The following is a 20,265-nucleotide window of genomic DNA, read 5'->3' as shown; positions in this document are numbered from 1 at the left end:
GGTCCTCGGGCGCTCGGACGGGGTGCGGTCGTCCGCCCGGGGCAGCCGGCGCCCGACCGACTGGCTGCCGCGCCACGGGTGACGGTCGACCCGCAGGTCCTGGCGGCCCCAGAGGCGACCATCGACGTCCTGCACCGCCACTGGGTGGCCCGCACGCCGGTGGTCGTCGAGCTCGCCGTCGACCCCACCGCGCTGACGGCGCCGGAGCGGTCGACCGAGCCGGTGCACACCCACCCCGCCACGTTCGCGTTCCCCCGCGAGCGGCTCCGCCACCTGGTCTGGGCCAACACCGTCGACTGGCGCGACCGGCCGACCTGGTGGCACGCGGTCAAGGCGGTCCGCGCCGACCCGCGGCTGAGCCTCGGCGGCCCGGCCGACGTGCGCCTCGCCGACGGCACCCCCGCGTGGGTCGACGGGGGTCCGCGGGAGCCCGTCGACACCGAGCTCGCCGTCGTCCACCGCGACGACACCGAACGCGGACGGGCGGCGCCCCAGCGCCGTCGCCGCCCCGCCACCGAGGTCGAGGGGCTCGCCCCCGACCAGGCCGCCGCCGTGAACGCCTCGCTCGGTGCCGTCCGGGTCGCCGCGCCCGCGGGATCGGGGAAGACGCGGGTGCTGACCGCCAGGCTCCGGGAGCTCGTCGTCGGCCGCGGCGTCCCCCCCGACGCCGTCCTGGCGCTCGCCTACAACACCAAGGCCGCTGCTGAGCTCCGCCGGCGCAGCGGCACGGGACGGGCTGGCGCGGCGACGGTGCACTCCCACGCCCTGGCGGTGCTCCGCCGGCACGTCGGCGACGTGGTGGTGCTGGAGGAGCGCGACGTCCGCACCATCCTGTCCCGCCTCGTCGACCCCCCGCGGCGGGCGAACGTCGACCCGCTGCAGCCCTACATCGACGCCCTCGAGCGGATCCGCACCGCCCTGGTGGCCCCCGAGGTGGTCGAGGAGGAGCGCGACGACGTCGCCGACCTGCCCCGCGTGTTCGGCGCGTACCGCGAGCACCTGCGCCGCCGCGGGGCGGTGGACTTCCCCGAGATGGTGTACCGCGCGATCGAGCTGCTGCTCGCCGACCCGGGGGTCCGCGACGCCGAGCAGACCCGGGTCGGCCAGGTGCTCGTGGACGAGTTCCAGGACCTGACGCCGGCCTACCTGCTGTTCATCCGCACGCTCGCGAGCCCGCAGCTGCAGTGCTTCGGCGTCGGCGACGACGACCAGGTGATCTACGGCCACGCCGGTGCGACCCCCCGCTACCTGGTCGACTTCGACCAGCTCTTCCCCGGCGCGGAGGACCACCCGCTGACGGTCAACTACCGCTGCCCCGCGGAGGTGGTGGCAGCCGCCGTCCGGCTCCTCGACCACAACGCGGTCCGCCTGCCCAAGCAGATCCGCCCCGGACCCGGCGCGGCTGACACCCCCATCGCCGTCGAGCGCGTCCACACGACCGAGCAGGCGACGGCCGCGGGGGCCGCGGTCGCGGCAGCGCTCGCCCAGGGCGCGGAACCCGACGACGTGGCGGTCCTGGCCCGCATCCGCGTGGCCCTGCTCGGGACCCAGGCGGACCTCGCAAACCGCGGCATCGCCTGCCGCAGTCCGATCGGCGACTGGTTGCTCGAGCGCACCGGCGTCCGCGCTGCGCTCGCCTACCTGCGCCTCGCGACCGACGAGCGGATGTCCGGGGAGGACCTCGCCGAGGTCCTCCACCGCCCGCTCCGCCCGATCGCCGGCAGGATCCGCGACACCCTGCGGCCCCGGACGTGGACGCCGGACGCGCTCCGCCGGCTGGCTGACCAGACGCTCGACGGCCGTGCGCGACGGGCGTTCGCCGACCTCGCCCGGGACCTCGACTCCCTGCGCGCCCGCGCCCGCCGTCAGCCCACCACCGAGGTGCTGCGCTACATCGCCGACGTGATCGGGCTGGGCGAGGCGGCGGCGTCCCTCGACCACTCCGCCGGCGACCAGATCGCGGCCAGCCACCTCGACGACCTCGACGCCCTCATCCAGGTCGCCGACCACTGCCCCGACCCGGCGGCGTTCGGGCCGTTCCTGACCGGCGTCGTGCGCCAACCCCCCGTCGACGGTCCCGCCGTGACGCTCTCCACGATCCACAGCGTCAAGGGCCTCGAGTGGCCCCACGTGGTGGTCGTCGGCACGGTCGAGGGGGTCAGCCCCCACCGGCTGGCCACGAACGCACCCGCGCTCGAGGAGGAGCGACGCGTGTTCCACGTGGCGATCACCCGCGCCAGCCAGCAGCTGACCGTCGTCGCCCCCCGGACCGGGACCAGCCGGTTCGTCGCCGAGGTCCTCGGCGAGCCGACGCTCGTCGGCACGACCGCCGCCCCCCGCCCCACCGCCGGGCGCCCGACACCCCCGCGCACGGCGACGCCTCCCGCCAGGGGACCGCGTCCGGCCCGGTCGAGTCGTGCCAAGACCCCACCGGCGGCGACCCGGTTCCGCGCGGCGGAGGGGCTGGTCGTCAAGGCCTCCGGCGGCTTGGAGGGGACGATCGAGTCCGTCACCGACGACGGCGCGCTGGTCCGCACCGCCCACGGGTCCCTCCTGCGCCTCCGCTTCGGGTCGGAGGTCCGCGTCGACGGCGACTTCGGCACCCTCGTCAAGCCGTAGGTCTCACCGTCGGCCACCCTCCGCCGCACCTCAGGGGCAACCCTGACGGGGACATGTGCGGGAGGCCCCCGACAGACACCGAGGTGGCCGTTCCGTACCGTCTTGGGTGTCACGGAGGCCGTCCCGATCGGACGGCTCCACCCCACCCGAGTCACACGATGGAGACCCCTGCCATGACCGCCACCGCCGCACCGACCGCGCGCCGCCTGTACCGCTCGACCCGCGACAAGAAGGTCGCCGGCGTCTGCGGCGGCATCGCCGAGGCGATGGGGTGGGACGTGACCGCCGTCCGGCTCGTCGCCGCCCTCTCGATCCTCCTCCCCGGGCCCCAGGCGCTCGCCTACCTCGTCGCCTGGCTCGTCATGCCGACCGATCGGGAGGTCTACGGCTGGGACTCGTTCCGGTACGACTCCTCCTACGACACCGCCGAGGCCCCACCGGCCCCGCCCGTCGAGCCGGTCCCCCCGATGCCGACGCCGCCCCACACCGCCTGATCGTCTCCGTCCCTCCCCCCACGATGCCCGCGCACCGCGCGGGCCTCGTGCGCGTCGGGACGGCGTTCAGGAGGGGACCTGCGACTCCGGTGGGACGCGGCCCTTGAACTCGCGCATCGTGTCGTTGACGCCGAGGGCGTTGACGATCCGGTCGAAGACCCGCACCGGCAGGAAGTGGGCCGGGTACAGGAGGTTCACCGCGCGGGGCAGCGTCACCCGCCGCCGATCGGTGGCCACCGCGTCGATGACCCGGTCCGCCACGTGCTGTGCGTCGAGGATCGGCAGCAGCCAGGGCACCTTCGTCGCGACCCCGTCGAACATCCCGGTGTCGATGTAGAACGGGTTGACGATGGTCGTGCGGACGCCCGGCGCGAGCTCGGCCAGCTCCATCCGCAGCGACTCGTCGAAGCCGATCGCGGCGTGCTTCGACGCCGAGTACTCGACCAGGCGGGACACCCCGACCATCCCCGAGGCGGAGGCGATCGTCACGACGTGGCCCCGGTCCCGCGCGACCATCGCGGGCAGGAACGCCTTCGTGACCCAGAACAGGGCGAGGACGTTGACGCCCATCGTCAGCTCGATCAGCTCGTCCGGCGTCTCGAGCAGCGGCGCGCCGCCGCTGATGATCCCGGCGTTGTTCACGACGACGTCGGGGTCGCCGACCGCCTCGCGGACCTGGTCGGCCACCGCGGCGACGGCGTACCGGTCGGTGATGTCGACCTCGAAGGCGGCGTGCTCGCGACCCGTCGCGGCCTGCATCTCCTTCGCCACGATCCGCGCCCCCTCGAGGTTCACATCCAGGATCGCGACGGTCGCGCCGCGCGCGGCGAAGCCGAGGGCCATCAGCCGGCCGATGCCGGAGGCCCCCCCGGTGATCACGACGGTGCTCGAGCGGATGTCGGTCATGTGCGGCGGCTCCCTGCGACTGCTGGTAACACCGCAGTCTGCCCGACGGTGCCTGGCGCGGACAACCTCGACGCGGAAGAAGGGGTACTAGTCACAAGTGGCTATCGAATATGGTCTGTTCCGGCCATGGCGGCGTACGCCTCGACCGCGCAACCTGCGTAGCACCACCTGCTGGTCGGGGCGTACGCGGGAAGACGCGCAGTCACACGCCACCGGCCCGGTGCCCTGTCGAGCCTCCCGGAAGGTGTGCGGAGAATGAAGAGAGCTGTGTCCCGATCCGTCGTCGCGCTGGTCCTGGCCGCCGTCCTGGTCCTGGCGGCCGTGCCGGCGAGCGCCCAGGACGACGGCGGCCTCCCCATCGAGATCCCCGGCGTGGGGGAGATCACCGAGCTGGGCGACCTCATCGACATCCCCGGGCTCGATCCGCTGGACCCGATCCTCGACCCGGTGACCGGGATCATCGACGAGCTGGTCGCCGTGATCGACGACGTGCTGGCCGAGACGCCGCTGGTCAACCTCCTGGCGCTGCAGGGCGAGGACGCCATCGACGCCGCCGTCGCCTTCAGCCAGGCCACCTACGAGTCGAGCGGCACCGCCCTGATCGCCCGCGACGACCTGTTCGCCGACGCGCTGACGACCGGGGCGCTCCAGGGCATCTTCGACGCGCCGCTGCTGCTCACCGCCTCCGGCGACCTCGACCCGCGGACCGCCGAGGAGCTCGTCCGCCTCGGCGTCGAGCGCTTGGTCATCGTCGGCGGGGAGGACGCGATCAGCCCCCTCGTCCGCCAGAAGCTCGACATCGCCGGGATCGAGGTCGGCCGCGTCGGTGGACCGACCCGCATCGAGACCGCCGCGGACGCCGCGCTGCAGGCCGCGCCGGAGGCGACCACCGCGGTCCTGACCCGCGCCTACTCCACCGACGGCGATGACGCCCAGGCCTACGCCGACCTGCTGGCCGTGAGCCCCTGGGCTGCCCAGAACGGCTGGCCGGTCCTGCTCAGCCAGAGCGACGTCCTGACCGGGAGCACCCGCGACGCGATCGCCGAGTCCGCGCTCGAGGAGATCATCGTCATCGGCGGTGCCGCGGCGATCGCCGACGACGTCGTCGCCGAGCTCGAGGGGATGGGCCTGACCGTCCGGCGGGTCGCCGGCGAGACGCGCTTCGGCACTGCCACGGCCATCGCGGCCGAGCGTGGGTTCGCCGACTCCTCCGACGCCGACCGGCTGATCCTCGCCGAGGGGGCGAGCGTCCGCGACGACATCTGGGCCCCCGGCTTCGCGGCGGCCGCGCACGGCGCCCGCCACGACGCGCCGATCCTGTTGACGAACGACGCGACCCTGCCGGCCGAGACGATGCAGTTCATCACCGACGGCATCGCGGACAACCTGCTCGACGGCGGTCCCGCGGCGCTCTGCGCCAGCTTCGTGAACCCGCTGGCCTGCCAGGCCGCCGGCCTGCTGCTGCTCGGCAACCTCACCGACGCCCTCGACATCCTGGGGCTCGACCTGACCGACCTGGCCAACCTCGAGGAGCTGCTCGACTCCCTCGGCCTGGGTGACCTGGCCGCGGTGCTGGACGCCGCGGACGGCGTCGTCGACGGGGTCATCTCCGGCGTCGCCGCCGGCGACCTCGAGGCCCTCGTCGAGGCGCTGGCCTCCTCGGGCACCGAGATCGAGGGGCTCGTCAGCGGGCTGGTCGGATCGCTGCCCGGCGGCGACGGCGGATCTGGCGTCGAAGACGTCGTCGGCGACATCATCGACGGGGTCGGCGGCCTGGGTGACGTGCTCGGCGGCGCCGAGTCCGGGGACTCCCCGGCCGACATCGTCGACGGACTGCTCGGAGGCCTGGGCGGCGGCTGATCACCCCGCCCACGACCTCGCCCCCACCCGCGACCCGGCGTCCTGCACGCCGGGTCGTGGCGTGTCCGGGGTGTGGCGGGCGTCCGGGGACGATCAGAGGCCGGCCAGCCAGCGCTCCCCGACCCGCAGGCGCCGTTCGAGGTCCTCGACCGTCGCGTCGGCGATCCGCCGGATGCCGGCCTTCTTGTTCAGCTCGGCGTTGACCGCGCGGTGGTCCAGGTTCGCGCGTCGGGCCAGCACCCGCGCCAGGTCGGCGTTGCGCTGGCGCATCTGCGCCTTGGTGACGTGGCGGGCGGGTCGCCCCGCGCCGTCGACCGGGTCCGGTGGCACCGCCCCCGACATCGTCGGCGGCGGGAGCAGCTCCAGGGGCACCCCCTCGACGTCGGCCTGGGGGAACGGGTTGGTGTCGAACCACTCCGGCTCGGCGGTGTCCGTCGTCGCCGTGGAGGCGACCGCCTGGAACAGCGACATCTGCTCGGCGTCGTCGGCGAGCATCGCGGCGAGCGGATCCTCGACGCCGTCGCCCTCCTCCGCGTCCTCCTCCCGGCGCTTGAGGAGGTGCCGCCGGGCCTCGGCGATCCCGAGCGCGTGGGCGCGCAGGCGGGGGTCGTCGGGCAGGAACATGACCGACCGCTGGCCCCGCGTGTCGGTCGTCACCCGCACCAGCCGGCCGACGGCCTGGCGGAAGAACAGCTCGGTCGCGGTCGTCGTGGCGTACACGCCGACCCGCAGGCGGGGGATGTCCACGCCCTCCGACACCATCCGCACCGCCACGATCCAGGGCCGGGAGGACTCGGCGAACGCGGCGATCTTCGCCGACGCCGCCGGGTCCTCGGAGGTGGCGACCACGGCGTCGACGCCGCACCGCTCGCGCAGCAGGCGGGCGACGCCGCGGGCGTGCTCGGTGTCCATCGTGATCGCGAGCCCGCCGGCGGAGGGGTGGGTCCGCCGCACCCGCATGAGCGCCTGGTTGGCGCGGGTCAGCACCGTCGGCAGCCAGTCACCCTCGACGCTGAGGGCGGTCCGGAGGCGCTGGGCGGTGAGCGTCCGGTCGAGCTGGTCGGCGAACGTGGCCTGGTGGTGCGAGCCGTCCGGCGCCACCCACTCCATGTCCCCGTCCACGCGGGGGAAGTAGACCGGCCGCACCACCCCGTCGGCCAGCGCGGTGTCGTAGCCGTACTCGACATCCGGGACGGCCTCGTCCATCTCGTAGCGGACGAACGGGATCGCCTGGGTGTCGGACCTGAACGGCGTCCCGGACAGCGAGATGCGCCGCCGCGCCCCGGCGAAGGCGAGCGCGGTCCCGTCCCCCCACGCGCGCTCGTCGCCCGCGTGGTGGATCTCGTCGAGCACGACGACGCCGTCGGCCACCCGTGTCGCCAGGTCCGCCGCGGCGCTCGCCACCTGCTGGTAGGTCGTCACGATCCCGTGCATGTCCGCCCCGAAGGCGGTGCCCGGGACCCACTCCGGATCGAGGTGGAGGCCGAGGCGCGCCGCCGCCCCCGCCCACTGGACCTTCAGGTGCGCCGTGGGGGCGACCACGACCGCGGGACCGGGGCGGTCGGACAGCTCCGCGGCCAGCGCCGCCAGCGCGAAGGTCGTCTTCCCCGCGCCGGGGGTGGCCACGGCCAGGAAGTCCGGGTGCGGGTGGGCGGACAGCGCGATCAGGGCGCGCTGCTGCCAAGGGCGGAGGAGGAGTGCGGGCACGGAGGCACGCCAGGATGCCAGCCGCCCCGGACACCACCAACCGGCCGTCCACAGCCTCGACGTGGTGGCATGCTCTCGGCTGACGGACGCGGACGACCGCGTGGATGAGGTGGATCCGGAGGCCAGCATGGCGGTGTCGGGACGGGCGGTGTCGGGACGGGCGGTGGCGGTCGCGGTCGTGGTGGCGGTGATCGCGGTGCTGGGGGCGTCGGCGCCGGACGTGCCCACCGAGGGGTGGGGGTTCGGCCCGACCCCGGACGGCATGGTCATGACCGACGACCGGATCGACGACGACATCGACCGCCTGGCCATGTGGATCGACGACGAGACCGAGGCGGCCCTGCGCGACGCCGGCTTCATGCGTCGCGAGTCGCGGTCGTGGTACGCGGAGAAGCTCGGCGGCCTGGACGTCGTCGTCATCGCGGCAGCCGACCCCGAGCGGCTGCACGCGGCCTTGGACGCGGCGTCACCCGCAGGTCCGGGACGGCCCTACGACCTGATCCCCGGCGCGCTGCTCCGACCGCGGACCGGCCCGCTCGGCGACGGGGCGATCAACCACACCTACGAGGTGGCCTACGTCGACGGGCCCTTCCTCGTCCAGGTCGCCGGCTGGGGCTACAACATGCCGACCGCCCGGGTCTACACCGAGCAGGCCATCAGCGCCCAGCTCGAGGCGATGGGGTCCACGATCGCCTACGACCCGATCGAACGGGTGCCGGGCATCGCGACCCTCCCAGCCACCTGACGGCCGCCACCTGCGGCTTAGCGGTACCGCTTGGGCACGCGGCGCATCTGCGGGCCCTTCGGCATCGGCGCGTCGGAGGCGCGGAGCGCATCCAGCTTGCGGTGCAGCGGCCCGACCTCCTTCGCCTTCAGCTGGTTCGGCAACCGCGCCATGTGCATCGCCAGGCGCTGCAGGGACACCTGGTCGTCAGCGGTCCCCACGAACACCGCCTGCACCTCGACCTCGCCGGCCGCCCGCTCGAAGCGGCGCCGCTCCTTGGCCATCAGCTGGCGCAGCCGGGCCGGGGAGTCCCCCTCCGCGACCAGCACCACGCCGGGACGGCCGACGACCAGGTGGATCATGTCCTGGCGGCGGTTGAAGGCCACGGCCGGGGTGACCTGCCACGCACCGCGCATGTTCTGCAGCACCGCCGCGGCCGCACCCGGCTGCCCCTCGATCGAGGACAGCTGGTAGCGCTGCGCCTTCCGCCCGAGGACGATCAGCGCGGTCAGGATCGCGAACAGCACACCGATCGGGATCCACAGCCACATGGGCCCGAGGAGCACCCCGAGCAGCACGAAGGCCACGAGGGTGAGGCCCACCGCGCCCGCCAACGTCGGCACGAGCGAGCGGTCGTTGGCGCGCACGACGTTGAACGTCGTGAACAGCTGTCTGATCTGGTCCATTGGTGACGAACTCCTTACGGGAGCCAGATGCTAGCGGCGTCGCGAAAGGCTACGGACCGCGGCGCGGTTGAGCCGGCCACACCACACCTACCGAGGCGGTCCCCGCACATGAGCACCACAGCCAAGTCCCTCATCGCCGTCGCAGCCGTCGTCGTGCTGGCGGTCGCCTTCTGGCTGATCCGACCGCTGTTCGTCGACACCGTCGTCGACGAGGAGTTCCCCGTCTCCTCGAGCGCGACCGAGGACGGCGACGCCGCCGGCGGCACCGCAGGCGAGGACGAGGCCTTCCCCCTGTCGGCGGGCGCCGAGGTCCCCGACGACATGACCCAGGAGGAGGTCGAGGCGGAGATGGAGGCCGCCGCGGCGGCACCGGACGTCGAGGAGGTCGAGGACATGCCGGAGGGGGAGCCGACCGTCCTCTCGACCGGCAGCTTCGGCGGGGCTGACAGCGCCCACTCCGGCGCCGGCACCGCGACGATCTACGCGCTGGCCGACGGCAGCCACGTGCTCCGCTTCGAGGACTTCGAGGTCACCAACGGCCCGGACCTGCGGGTCTACCTGGCCCCGCTCGACGCCGATGGCCAGCCCCACGTCGGGGAGGGGGCCGTCGAGCTCGGACGGCTCAAGGGCAACATCGGCAACCAGAACTACGACATCCCCGCCGACGTCGACCTGAGCCAGCCCCTGGGCGTCGTCATCTACTGCCAGCCCTTCAGCGTGACCTTCGCGACGGCACCCCTCGCCGCCTGACCCCCGCCGCCCGACCAACGCCGTCTGCTCGGCACCACCTCCCACACCTCGCCGTCGCGCGGGTGCACACTCCCCCCATGACCTCGACGCCCCCCGCCTGTGGCGGGGGGCGTCGCCAACTCCGGCGCTCGGCGATCCCGCGTGCGCTGGCGGTGCTCGTCGTGGTCGCGGCGATCGCGACGGGCTGCACCGCTGCAGAGGAGGAGCTGCCGCGCTGGGCGACCGCGACCGCTCGCCCTGCCCCCGAGCCGAGCGTGGACGCCCCCGCGACGGCGCCGGGCGACGACCTGCGCGTCACCGAGGTGATCGGCACCGAGCCCGTCACCGTCGAGGTCGGCCCAGAGGACGTGTCGTGGAGCATCGGCGTGATCGCCCCCACGGCCGACGAGCTGGTCGGCATCCGGCGGGTGGTGGACCCGGCCGGTGAGGTCCGCTACCTCGCCGACCTCCGCAACGAGCTGCTGCTCGTCGACGAGCTGCACCCGCGCGTGCTCGCGGACGCCGGGGCGGTCGGGTTGTACGTCACCTCCGAGCCGGGCGCTCCGCTCGCCGCCGGCACCTGGACCGTCGACGTGGTCGCGAACGCCGGCACCCCGACGTCGCGGGTGGTGGTCCGCTCCGCCGCGGACGTCGACGCCGCGCCGCAACGCCTGGACGTCGTCGTCTGGGCCACCGCGGAGGTGCCTGAGCCCGCCGCGCTGGCCGCTGCCTGGCGGGCGGCGGCCGACGGGGTGCTGGGCCCGCACGGGATGGCGATCGGCCGCCTCGAGGTCGTGCCGGCGCCGGAGGGGGCCGCTGGCCCGTTCCGGACCCTCGGCGTCGACGGGCTCGCCGCACCGGTCCACGCGGCCTGCGACGCGGCGGCCGAGGCGACCGGCGCCGACCCCCGGACCGCCGTGGTCGTCCTCAGCGAGCGGATCGGGGAGGGGGTGCTGACGGCGGCGGCCGGCGCCGGCCCCGGCGGGGTTGCCTACCGAGCCCCGGACGGCGACATCGAGGGGTACGCCGTCGCCACCCCCGGCACCCCGGTCACCGGTCCGGCCAGCCACGCCTGCGTCGCGGTCAGCGCCGGCGACGACCCGACCGCGGTCGGCCTGGTCGCCCTCCACGAGGTGCTGCACCAGGCCGGCATCACCCGCCACACCACCGAGCGGACCGGTCGGGACTTCGACCGGCTCGCCGACACCCCTGAGTGCCCCCTCGATCCCCATGACGCCGACGGCGACCTCGAGGTCACCCGAGCTGAGTGCACCGGCCTGGACGCGGACAACCTCATGTTCTGGGCCGTCGGGGGGACCGCCCTGACCGACGACCAGGCCTGGCGGATCCGGCGCCACCCCCTCCTCCACCCCGAGGGCTGAGGGCCCGCCCCGGACCCACGGATCGACTCCGACGTCAGCCCGCCCCAAGGCTTCCGGATGACCCCCGGGCACGGATCGACTCCGCAGCAGGCCGGCCTGGAGGTGGTCGATGCACATCCGTGGGAGGAACCCCAGGTCAGGCGCGTTCCCTGACGCGACGCGGAGTCGATCTGTGGGATCACGGAGTCGATCCGTGCCCCAGGGGAGGGTGAGGGGCGCACGCCCCCGGACCGGTCAGTCGAGGGCCGGGATGCCGCCGCCGGTCTGGACCGCCCACAGCGCGGCGTACCGCCCGCCGGCGGCGACCAGCTCGTCGTGGGTGCCGGCCTCGACGATCCGGCCCGCGTCCATCACGTGGATCCGGTCGGCATGGACGATCGTGGACAGCCGGTGGGCGATCACGATGGTGGTGCGGCCCCGTGCCACGGTGGCGAGGGAGCGCTGGATCGCGGCCTCGGTCTCGTTGTCAACTGCGGACGTGGCCTCGTCCAGCAGCAGGATCGCGGGGTCCCGGAGGATCGCGCGGGCGATCGCGAGGCGCTGGCGCTGCCCGCCGGACAGCTTCTGGCCGCGCTCGCCGACAACGGTGTCGTACCCCTCGGCCAGCTGCTCGACGAAGCCGTGGGCCTCCGCGAGCTCCGCCGCCCGCCGGACCGCCGCGTCGTCCGCCGACGGGTTGCCGTAGCGGATGTTCTCCGCGACCGTGCCGTGGAACAGGAACACGTCCTGGCTGACCAGCCCGAAGCGGCTGCGCAGGTCGTGCAGCCGCAGCTCGCGGACGTCGACCCCGTCGATCCGCACCGCCCCGCCCGTGACGTCGTACAGGCGCAGCAGCAGCCGGATGACCGTGGACTTCCCCGCCCCGGTGGCGCCGACGACGGCGTGCAGCTCGCCGTCGGGGACGTGCAGGTCCAACCCCTCCACCACCGGCGCGCTGCCCGGGTAGGCGAAGGTGACATGGTCGAGCTCGACCTCCCCACGGACCGGCTCGGCCAGCGCCCGGTCGCCGTCGGCGATGTCCGGCTGGTGCTCGAGCAGGTCCATGACCCGCCGGGTCGAGGCCATCGCCCGCTGGTACTGGTCGAAGACCTCACCGAGGGCGGTCAGGGGCCACAGCAGCCGCTGGGTGATGAAGATCAGCGTCGAGTAGACCGCCACCTCCATGACCCCGTCGAGGGTCTGGAACGCGCCCAGCACCAGGATGGCGGTGAAGCTGAACAGGATCGCCATCCGGATCAGCGGGATGAACGCCGACGACGGTCGGATGGCCCGGTCGTTGGCGGCGACGTAGTCCGCCGAGGCGGTCCGGACCCGCTCGATCTCGCGGTCCTCGGCGGTGAAGGACTTGATCGTCGCGATGCCGCCGAGCGCGCCGGCCAGGGTGGCGTTCAGCTCCCCGACGTGGCGGCGCACCGACGCGTACAGCGGCTCGAGGAGCCGCTGGAACCGGAAGCTCCCCCACAGGATCACCGGCATCGGGGCGAACGCCCACCAGGCGATGGAGGGGGCGACGACGAACATGTAGCCGCCGATCGCCACGACCGTGACCGCGACCTGCAGGATCTCGTTGGCCCCGCGGTCGAGGAACCGCTCGAGCTGGTTGATGTCGTCGTTGAGCACCGCCATCAGCCCGCCGGTCGACGCCTCGGCGAAGACCGCTTGGTCCTGGCCCATCACGTGGGTGAACGCGTCGACGCGCAGGTCGTGCTGGATCCGCTGGGCGAGCCGGCGCCACGACACGGCGTAGAGGTACTCGAAGATGCTCTCGAGGATCCACACCACCGCGCTCAGCACGGCGAGCGCGACCACCTGGGAGCGGACGTCCTCCACGCCGAACGCCGAGAGGAACGAGTCCTCCCGCCGCACCACCACGTCGACGGCCACGCCGATCAGCAGCGGCGGCGCGATGTCCATCAGCTTGTTGCCGACGCTCATCAGCGACGCGTAGACGATGTAGCCGCGGTGATCGGTCGCATGGCGCCAGAGGCGCATCAGCGGGTGCATGGCGCCAGTCTGCGCCCTGGGTCCCCACCCGGCAGATCCACCGCGGGAACCGTCGATCGACCGGGTCCGTTCACCTCCCGTTCACCCCGGGGGTTTCCAAGGAGCACCCCGACGCCCTAGCTTCCAGCCGTCCCGCAACACCCCCGATCGAACGAGGCAATACGCATGACTGCACGAACGCGCCCACTGGCGCTGGCGGCACTGGTGTCGCTCGTCGCGGCGCTGCTGGCCGCCGCCCCACTGGTCGAGCCCGCAGACGCCGCGAATGACTTCAGCCAGGTCGAGAGCACCCGCGTCGCCGGCGACGACGCCATCGGCACGGCCATCGCGCTGGCCGAGACGGCGTACGAGTCCGCAGAGACCGTCTTCCTGGCCCGCGCCGACGACTACGCCGACGCGCTGACCGGGTCGACGCTGGCCGCCGCCGCGAACGCCCCCATCCTGTTCACCGACTCCGCGTCGCTCTCCGAGGGCCTCCTGCCCGCCGTCCAGCGCCTCGGCGCCGGCGAGGTCGTCATCCTCGGCGGCGTCGCCGCCGTCAGCCAGGACGTCGAGGACGAGCTGACCGGCGCCGGGCTGAGCGTCCGCCGCGTCGCCGGCGACACCCGCTTCCAGACCGCCCTGCAGGTCGCCGGCGAGCTGATCGGCGAGCAGATCCCCTCCACCGTCTTCTTCGTCGAGGGCGAGAACGCCGACGCGACCCGCGGCTGGCCCGACGCGATCAACATCGCCGCCGTCGCCGCCGCCACCGGCCAGCCGATCCTGCCGGTGAACGCCGAGTTCGTGCCCGAGGTCATCCAGGGCGCCTGGGACGCCTGGGCCGCAGAGGGCGCCACCGGCATCATCGTCGGCGGCACCGCCGCCGTCGGCGAGGACGTCGCCACCGCGCTGCAGGGCGAGGCCGAGGACCCGCTCGCCCGACTGGCCGGCGACTCCCGCTTCGGCACCTCCGCCGCGGTCTACAGCTACGCGGTCTCCGAGGCCCTGATGGACCCGTCGGTCCGCTACGTGATCCCCGGCGGCTCGTTCGTCGAGGGTCTCGCCGCCGGCGCGGTCGCCGGTGCCCAGGGCCACCCGACCGTCATGGTCGACTCGGTCGACCCGGCGGGGTCCCCGCAGACCATCGAGCTGCTCGGCTCCGCGCTCGACACCGTCGACAGCCACGTCCTGGTCGGCGACGCCGACGCGATCAGCGAGTCGGTGGCCGACGCCATCGGCGCAGCCGCCACCCCGGCGGAGGTCGACGCCGACGTCTGCCTGACCCTGCTGCACCACAACGACGGCGAGTCCCAACTGCTGGGCACCGGCGCCGACGAGTCCTTCGGCTCGCTCGCACGCCTGGTGACCCTGGCGAACGCCGAGCAGGCCGCGGCCGAGGAAGCCGGCTGCGCTGCCGTGACCGTCACCTCCGGCGACAACTTCCTCGCCGGTCCCGAGCTGAGCGCGTCCGACCCCCTCGCCGAGGAGGGTCAGATCCTGGACGCGATCGGCCTGTCCGAGGTCGGCTACGACGCGCTGGCCCTGGGCAACCACGACTTCGACTTCGGACCGGACTTCGCGGCCCGCTTCATCACCTCCTTCGAGGGCGAGGACGCCCCGCCGTTCCTGTCGGCGAACCTCGACTTCTCCGAGGAGCCGGCGCTCCAGGCGCTGGTCGACGAGGGGCGGATCGCCCCGCGGGTCACCGTCGACGCCGGCGGCACCCCGGTCGGCATCATCGGTCTGGTCACCCCGGGCCTGCGGTCGATCTCCTCGCCGCGCGACGTCGTCGTGCTGCAGAACATCGTCGAGATCGTCCAGGGCGAGATCGACGAGCTCACCGCCGAGGGCGTCGAGCACATCGTCCTGATCAGCCACCTGCAGGGCCTGGGCGAGGACTTCGACCTGATCCCGCAGCTGTCCGGCCTGGACGCGGTCGTCGCTGGTGGCGGTGACGAGGTCCTGGCCGACCCCGCCGACCCGCTGGTCCCCGGGGACACCTTCAGCGTCGCCGACTCCTACCCGGTCGAGCTGACCGACGCCGACGGCGAGGTCGTCCCGACCGTGACCACGGCCGGCGACTACAAGTACCTCGGTCGACTGACCCTGTACTTCGGCGAGGACGGCGAGCTGCTCGCCGACACCCCGTACGACGACGGCACCTCCCGGATGCTGCGCATCGCCGACGAGTCCCTCCCCGGTGGCGTCGCCCGCGACGAGTCGGTCGTGGCGGACGTCGAGGCGCCGGTGCGCGAGTTCGTGGCCGACCTGGCCGAGAACGTGATCGCGATGTCCGAGGTCGCCCTCGACGGCGCCCGTCCGAACATCCGCCAGACCGAGACCAACCTCGGCAACCTGGTCGCCGACGCCCACCGCTTCATCGTCGGCACCTACGGCGGCGAATTCGGCATCGACACCAGCCAGCCGATCGTCGGCCTGCAGAACGGCGGCGGCATCCGGAACAACTCGGTGATCCCCGCCGGGGACATCAGCGAGCTGACGACCTACGACGTGCTGCCGTTCGCGAACTTCATCGCGGCGGTGCCGGACTTCAGCGCCCAGCAGCTGAAGGACGTGCTCGAGCGCGCCTACTCCGACGTGGAGAACGCCAACGGCGCCTTCGCCCACGTCTCCAACCTGGTCATCGAGGTCGACCTGTCCCAGACCGCCCAGGAGGTCGAGACCGACGACGAGGGCACCGTGACCATCACCACCCCGGGTGAGCGGGTCCGGTCGGTCACGCTCGCCGACGGCACCCCGCTGGTCGCCGACGGCGAGGTCGTCGACGGTGCTCCCGCGGTCACGCTCGCGTCGATCGACTTCAGCATCCGCAACGGCGACGCCTACCCCTTCAACCTGGAGGAGGGGGAGTTCACCCCCGTCGGCGTCTCCTACCAGCAGTCGATCGCCGAGTACATCCAGACCCCCGTCGAGGACGGTGGACTGGGCAACCTCGTGAGCGCTGAGGCGTACCCCGAGGGCGGCGAGGGCCGCATCACCATCACCGGCGAGGCTCCCGCGGAGTAGGCAGCCCCACCGATCCAGAGCACGACGGGCCCCGGCGATCGCCGGGGCCCGTCTCGCCTGTGCGGCCCGCATCGCATGTGCGCCCCGTGGCCACTGTGTCGGTACGCCCGCCAGGTCGGCGGGTGGACCGACACACCGTGCGGTGGTCGGACCGGCACCGGGTCGTTCGGCCCTGGCGCCCGTGGCGGGGGAGGGGCAGGGGCGCTGAGCCGCCGGCGCGCGGGCCTCAGCGCCGGACGAGGTCGACGACCCGGACCTCGGTCCCGCGGAGCAGGTCCGCGACGATCACCCCGGGGTCGGCGACGCTGACCTGCTCGAGCAGCACGTGCTCGTGGACGAACTGCTCGACCCGACCGGCGGCCACCCGCTCGGCGATCGCGTCCGGGTCCGGTGTCCCCTCGGCCAGGGCGTCGGCGAGCGCGGCGGCGTGCACCTCTGCCAGGACGTCGGCGGGCACCTCGGCCCGCGACAGCCACCGCGGCCGGCACACCGCCACCTGCAGGGCTAGCGGGGCGATCAGCTCCGCCGCCCACGGGCCGCCCTCGAGGGTGACCAGCCCGGGATCCGGCGCGGGCCAGGACCTCGCCGGTGGCGCGTCGACGCCGCCCACGTCGAGCGGGGAGGACCGGCTGCCGCGGAGGGCCGCCATGCGGAGCGCGCGGTCGCTCGGACGGCGCTCGGCGAGCCGGGCGGCGAGCACCCCGAGCCGACCGCCCGCCCCCCGAGCCCCCTCGATCACGTCCCACGCGGCGGGGACCACCAGCTGGCCGAGCGCGTTCAGGGCGGCCAGGCGGACCCCCTCGTCAGGATCCTGCGCCGCCGCGATCAGTGCCGGCGCCGCGGCGTCCGCCGTGGGCGATCCGATGTAGCCGAGGGTGTCGGCGGCGTGCTGGCGCACCGCGGCCGTGGCCCCGGCTCGCAGCGCGCTGACGAGCGGTGACACGGCCACGTCGCCGAAGTCGGTGAGGGCGACGGTCAGGCTGTTGCGGTGCGCCGACGACCCGCGCGACAGCTCGGCGACGAGGGCGGGGACCACGGCGGGGTCGCCGCACTGCGCGGCGGCCCAGTAGGCGCGGGAAGCGACGACGTCGATGGGGTCCGCCATGAGCGGTACCAGGCGCGCGCCGTCCTCGCGCGCGCCGAGCTTGCTGACCGTGTGCGTGGCTTGCAGCCGCGCGAGCCAGCGCGGGCTGGCGAGCGCCTCGCGGACCAGCGGCATCGCCGCGTCGGCCATGCGCAGCACGGCCCAGGTCAGCGTCTCGCGGATCGAGAAGTCCCGCTCGACGCCGAACCGGGCGACCAGGGCGGGGGCGGCCTCGGCGTGCCGGCTCTCGCCCAGCTCGAGGGCCATCCGCAGCCGGACGTCGGGGTCGGGGTCGCCGAGGAGGGCGATCGCCGTGCGGGTGGTCGGTGATGCGATGTCCACGGTCAGCGGTCCTGGTAGGCGGCGAGGAGGGCGAGCACGGCGGCGGTGTCGGCGGGCGGGCCGACGACCACGACCTTCAGCCGGTGGTGGTCGGGCTCCTGGATGGCATCGAGGCGGAGCCTGGTCCCGGCGCCGCGCTCACGTCCCATCGCGCTCGCCGTGAGCAGGGTCGTGATCCGGTCCGCGCCGTCGCGGTCGATGGGCTGGATGTCGATGACGCAGGTGACGTCCGTGCGCGGCGGCCCGTTCGGCGTCGTGCTGCCCGGCCCGTCGGCCGGCCGGCCGGCAAACGCCTCGAGGTCCTCCGGCGCGATCCGGTACCGGTTGCCGATCCGGACGGCGTCGAGCTTCCCCTCGCGGATGTAGCGGCGGACCGTCCGGACGTGGAGCCCGAGCAGCTCGGCCACGTCCTCCGGCGAGTGGAACCGCTCCGGATCCGTCATCGTGTTCCCTATTGTTACTTCCGATGCCATCGCTACGGCATGGAGAGTAACAGTGAGGAAGTGGCCGCTCTAGACCTCGAACACCGACCAGCAGATGTCGTTCCGCGCCCGCTGGTCGTCGAGGACGAGCTCGCGGACCGCGTCGGGGAGCTGCTCGCGCTGCCAGCGGCACTCCCGTCGACCGGCCGCCGCCCCCTCCCCCTCACCCGCGGCAGCTTGGACCGCCTTGATCGCGTACGCGGCCGCGCCGAGGTCGTGCTCGGCGACGTGGGGGACGCAGGCGGCCTGCCCGGCGGCGTAGGCGGCGAACCGGGGTGCCCCGCGCAGCGGTCGTGCGGCGCCCATCGCGTGGCCGCCGGCGGCGCGTGACCGCATCATGGTGACCTCTCCGCGGGTCCAGCGGCGAGCGTGCTCGATCGCCTCGCGGGGTCGGGGGTCGTCGGGTCGCGCCTCCTCGAACAGGTGCAGCACGTGCTCGGCGCACGTGGCCGCCCACAGGGCCAGGAGGTGGTGGTCGGCATCGGTCAGCGTCCCACCACGGCGGATCGTGATGAGGCGGGGGTCCCGGACCTCCGGCAGGATCACGACCCGGGCGGCCTCAGTCCCAGCAGAGGCAGAACAGGTGACCGGCGGGGTCGGTGAACACCCGCCAGTTGTCGCCCGGCTGCACGTCGTGCTTCCGCGCGCCGAGGGCGAGCACGGCCTGCTCGGCGTCCTCGAGCGCCGACTCCTCCACCGTCACGTCGAGGTGGTACTGCTGCGGGACATCCGGCTCGGGCCACGTCGGTGGCCGGTGGTCCTCGGCCAGCTGGAAGCTGAGGATCACGGTGTCGCCGTCGCGGAGGTTGACCCACTCCTCGTCGGCGTAGGTGATCTCCCCGCCGACCAGCTCGCGGTAGAACGCGGCGAGGGCCTGGGGGTCCGGGCAGTCGAGGACGATCGAGCGCATGGTGGCGATCCGGGGCATCCGCGCATCGTGACAGACTCCGCCCGCCGCCGCCCGCGTGGCCCGTCAGCGGGTCCGGTAGCGGGTGTGGACGAGACCGCTGTCGAAGGCGCGGTGCTCGACGAGGGCGAGGTCGAGGCGCACGCCGTCGGGGAAGAACGGCGTGCCACCGCCGACCGCGGTGGTGGTCGTGAACAGGTGGAACTCGTCCACCAGGCCGGCGGCGATCGCCTGCGCGGCGAGGGTCGGGCCGTCGATCGTGAGGTCGTGGTCGGATGACTCCTTCAGCGCGCGGACCGCGTCGGGGTCGAAGGTCCGCTCGATCCGGGTCCTCGCGCTCGAGACCGAGTCGAGGGTCGTGGAGAACACGACCTTGGCGGCGGCCTGCCAGTCCCGGGCGTACTGCACGATGTGCGGTGGCGCGTCGGGATCCTCGTGGGCCGTCTCCCAGAAGACCATCGTCTCGTACATCCGCCGGCCGTAGAGGTACGTGCCGACGTGGCGGAAGGCGTCGCCGATGTAGGTGTGCACCTCCTCGTCCTCGGCGCCGAAGCCGAGGTCGCCCTCGGCCGCGATGGCGTAGCCGTCGAGTGAGGTGATCATCCCGTAGATGAGCTTGGCCACGTGGGTCTCCTCCGAGCGTGGTGGGGTGGCGGGTCGTCGACTGTCCGACGGGAGCCGCGGGCGGATCTCATCGCCCCTGCAACGCGCCCCACCGGCGCCGCAGACGGCGGTGGCGGTGGCGGAACAGCGCGCGGACGACGGCCAGCAGCACCGCACCGGTGCCGGGCACCCGCGGCTCGAAGGCCACCCGGTCGATGACGGTGCACCGCCCCTCACCCGCGGGGGACACCTCGCGGTCGAGGTGCCACCGCCGCAGCGCCCGCATCTGCGCGCGCTCGCGGACCCCGGCCGCGGGCCCGCTGTCATCGATCGACAGGATGCCGATGTCGTCGGCGTCGATCGGCAGCACACCGAAGAGCAGCAGCCACGAGCGGCCCAGCCGCGCGGGCGGCTCGACCGCGGCAAGGTCGAGTGGACCCCCGCGAGGCGTGGTCATGCGGAGGAGGGGGCGGAGCTCGCCCTCGATCCCCTCCCACGTCGTCGCCGCCCGCCAGACCTCGGCCGCACCGGCCGCCAGCACCGAGCGCTCCTCGACTGCGAACACGCGTGAGATGCTGCCACGCCGGGCCATCTGGTGGGCGGCCGGGCGCTGCCCTGCCGATGACCCCCCCGGGGACGGACGCGTCAACTCGGTGGATCCCAGGGGAGAGGAGGCCCGGGCACGTCGTCCCGTCCACGGTCGAGTGGACTGCGCGTCGTCCGGTCGAGC

General features: G+C 73.9%; 17 protein-coding genes. 7 read left to right on the top strand and 10 right to left on the bottom strand.

Annotation, left to right across the window (positions count from 1 at the left end; translation table 11 throughout):
• Window positions 1-78: 78 nt before the first annotated feature.
• Together ACEQ2X_RS21970 and ACEQ2X_RS21965 are read left to right on the top strand one after the other, a co-directional pair.
• A complete protein-coding gene (locus ACEQ2X_RS21970) occupies window positions 79-2,619 on the top strand; it encodes an ATP-dependent helicase (protein ID WP_370328021.1) in 2,541 nt (846 codons plus the stop codon).
• Window positions 2,620-2,792: 173 nt separating this feature from the next.
• Window positions 2,793-3,113, top strand: coding sequence for a PspC domain-containing protein (locus tag ACEQ2X_RS21965; RefSeq protein ID WP_370328020.1), 321 nt, complete (start codon window positions 2,793-2,795; stop codon window positions 3,111-3,113).
• Between the two features lie 66 nt (window positions 3,114-3,179).
• Here the strand turns inward: ACEQ2X_RS21965 and ACEQ2X_RS21960 are convergent, their stop codons facing one another.
• Window positions 3,180-4,019 (bottom strand): SDR family oxidoreductase, encoded by an 840-nt coding sequence (locus ACEQ2X_RS21960; RefSeq protein ID WP_370328019.1) that lies wholly within the window; start codon window positions 4,017-4,019, stop codon window positions 3,180-3,182.
• Window positions 4,020-4,274: 255 nt separating this feature from the next.
• Here ACEQ2X_RS21960 and ACEQ2X_RS21955 point away from each other — a divergent pair, with 255 nt between their 5' ends.
• Window positions 4,275-5,879, top strand: coding sequence for a cell wall-binding repeat-containing protein (locus tag ACEQ2X_RS21955; RefSeq protein ID WP_370328018.1), 1,605 nt, complete (start codon window positions 4,275-4,277; stop codon window positions 5,877-5,879).
• Between the two features lie 93 nt (window positions 5,880-5,972).
• Here ACEQ2X_RS21955 and ACEQ2X_RS21950 read toward each other — a convergent pair whose 3' ends face one another.
• Window positions 5,973-7,586: a DEAD/DEAH box helicase family protein gene (locus ACEQ2X_RS21950; protein WP_370328017.1), complete on the bottom strand. Its 1,614-nt coding sequence runs from the start codon at window positions 7,584-7,586 to the stop codon at window positions 5,973-5,975.
• 100 nt (window positions 7,587-7,686) lie between these two features.
• Between ACEQ2X_RS21950 and ACEQ2X_RS21945 the strand changes: the two genes are divergently transcribed.
• Window positions 7,687-8,331, top strand: a complete 645-nt coding sequence (locus tag ACEQ2X_RS21945; protein WP_370328016.1) for a hypothetical protein — start codon at window positions 7,687-7,689, stop codon at window positions 8,329-8,331.
• A 17-nt stretch (window positions 8,332-8,348) separates the two neighbouring features.
• Here ACEQ2X_RS21945 and ACEQ2X_RS21940 read toward each other — a convergent pair whose 3' ends face one another.
• Window positions 8,349-8,996: a DUF4191 domain-containing protein gene (locus ACEQ2X_RS21940; RefSeq protein ID WP_370328015.1), complete on the bottom strand. Its 648-nt coding sequence runs from the start codon at window positions 8,994-8,996 to the stop codon at window positions 8,349-8,351.
• Window positions 8,997-9,104: 108 nt separating this feature from the next.
• On the opposite strand from ACEQ2X_RS21940, the gene ACEQ2X_RS21935 reads away from it, so the two are divergent.
• Both ACEQ2X_RS21935 and ACEQ2X_RS21930 read left to right on the top strand, forming a co-directional pair.
• Window positions 9,105-9,746, top strand: a complete 642-nt coding sequence (locus tag ACEQ2X_RS21935) for a DM13 domain-containing protein (RefSeq protein WP_370328014.1) — start codon at window positions 9,105-9,107, stop codon at window positions 9,744-9,746.
• A gap of 77 nt (window positions 9,747-9,823) precedes the next feature.
• Window positions 9,824-11,107, top strand: coding sequence for a hypothetical protein (locus tag ACEQ2X_RS21930; protein WP_370328013.1), 1,284 nt, complete (start codon window positions 9,824-9,826; stop codon window positions 11,105-11,107).
• A 234-nt stretch (window positions 11,108-11,341) separates the two neighbouring features.
• Here the strand turns inward: ACEQ2X_RS21930 and ACEQ2X_RS21925 are convergent, their stop codons facing one another.
• Window positions 11,342-13,111: an ABC transporter ATP-binding protein gene (locus ACEQ2X_RS21925; RefSeq protein WP_370328012.1), complete on the bottom strand. Its 1,770-nt coding sequence runs from the start codon at window positions 13,109-13,111 to the stop codon at window positions 11,342-11,344.
• Between the two features lie 165 nt (window positions 13,112-13,276).
• Here ACEQ2X_RS21925 and ACEQ2X_RS21920 point away from each other — a divergent pair, with 165 nt between their 5' ends.
• Window positions 13,277-16,117: a cell wall-binding repeat-containing protein gene (locus ACEQ2X_RS21920; RefSeq protein ID WP_370328011.1), complete on the top strand. Its 2,841-nt coding sequence runs from the start codon at window positions 13,277-13,279 to the stop codon at window positions 16,115-16,117.
• Between the two features lie 226 nt (window positions 16,118-16,343).
• On the opposite strand, the gene ACEQ2X_RS21915 is transcribed toward ACEQ2X_RS21920, so the two are convergent.
• The 6 genes from ACEQ2X_RS21915 to ACEQ2X_RS21890 form a co-directional block, all read right to left on the bottom strand.
• On the bottom strand, window positions 16,344-17,543 hold the full coding sequence (locus tag ACEQ2X_RS21915; protein WP_370328010.1) for a HEAT repeat domain-containing protein: 1,200 nt from the start codon (window positions 17,541-17,543) through the stop codon (window positions 16,344-16,346).
• 2 nt (window positions 17,544-17,545) lie between these two features.
• Window positions 17,546-17,986, bottom strand: a complete 441-nt coding sequence (locus ACEQ2X_RS21910; protein ID WP_370328009.1) for a helix-turn-helix domain-containing protein — start codon at window positions 17,984-17,986, stop codon at window positions 17,546-17,548.
• Window positions 17,987-18,055: 69 nt separating this feature from the next.
• Window positions 18,056-18,571 (bottom strand): putative immunity protein, encoded by a 516-nt coding sequence (locus tag ACEQ2X_RS21905; RefSeq protein WP_370328008.1) that lies wholly within the window; start codon window positions 18,569-18,571, stop codon window positions 18,056-18,058.
• Between the two features lie 13 nt (window positions 18,572-18,584).
• A complete protein-coding gene (locus tag ACEQ2X_RS21900) occupies window positions 18,585-18,953 on the bottom strand; it encodes a VOC family protein (RefSeq protein WP_370328007.1) in 369 nt (122 codons plus the stop codon).
• Window positions 18,954-18,998: 45 nt separating this feature from the next.
• Window positions 18,999-19,556, bottom strand: a complete 558-nt coding sequence (locus tag ACEQ2X_RS21895; RefSeq protein WP_370328006.1) for a dihydrofolate reductase family protein — start codon at window positions 19,554-19,556, stop codon at window positions 18,999-19,001.
• A gap of 67 nt (window positions 19,557-19,623) precedes the next feature.
• On the bottom strand, window positions 19,624-20,100 hold the full coding sequence (locus ACEQ2X_RS21890) for a hypothetical protein (RefSeq protein WP_370328005.1): 477 nt from the start codon (window positions 20,098-20,100) through the stop codon (window positions 19,624-19,626).
• Between the last annotated feature and the right edge of the window lie 165 nt (window positions 20,101-20,265).

The sequence above is a fragment of the Euzebya sp. genome, assembly GCF_964222135.1.
GTDB lineage: Bacteria > Actinomycetota > Nitriliruptoria > Euzebyales > Euzebyaceae > Euzebya.
The sequence above is the reverse complement of the archived record's forward strand: the minus strand, read 5'-3'. Positions and strand labels throughout refer to the sequence as shown.

Excerpts from the sequence above, each read along its gene's own strand:
- ACEQ2X_RS21965 (WP_370328020.1), top strand. The coding sequence starts at position 2,793 with ATGACCGCCACCGCCGCACCGACCGCGCGCCGCCTGTACCGCTCGACC.
- ACEQ2X_RS21960 (WP_370328019.1), bottom strand. The coding sequence starts at position 4,019 with ATGACCGACATCCGCTCGAGCACCGTCGTGATCACCGGGGGGGCCTCC.
- ACEQ2X_RS21955 (WP_370328018.1), top strand. The coding sequence starts at position 4,275 with ATGAAGAGAGCTGTGTCCCGATCCGTCGTCGCGCTGGTCCTGGCCGCC.
- ACEQ2X_RS21940 (WP_370328015.1), bottom strand. The coding sequence starts at position 8,996 with ATGGACCAGATCAGACAGCTGTTCACGACGTTCAACGTCGTGCGCGCC.
- ACEQ2X_RS21935 (WP_370328014.1), top strand. The coding sequence starts at position 9,105 with ATGAGCACCACAGCCAAGTCCCTCATCGCCGTCGCAGCCGTCGTCGTG.
- ACEQ2X_RS21930 (WP_370328013.1), top strand. The coding sequence starts at position 9,824 with ATGACCTCGACGCCCCCCGCCTGTGGCGGGGGGCGTCGCCAACTCCGG.
- ACEQ2X_RS21925 (WP_370328012.1), bottom strand. The coding sequence starts at position 13,111 with ATGCACCCGCTGATGCGCCTCTGGCGCCATGCGACCGATCACCGCGGC.
- ACEQ2X_RS21920 (WP_370328011.1), top strand. The coding sequence starts at position 13,277 with ATGACTGCACGAACGCGCCCACTGGCGCTGGCGGCACTGGTGTCGCTC.
- ACEQ2X_RS21910 (WP_370328009.1), bottom strand. The coding sequence starts at position 17,986 with ATGACGGATCCGGAGCGGTTCCACTCGCCGGAGGACGTGGCCGAGCTG.
- ACEQ2X_RS21900 (WP_370328007.1), bottom strand. The coding sequence starts at position 18,953 with ATGCCCCGGATCGCCACCATGCGCTCGATCGTCCTCGACTGCCCGGAC.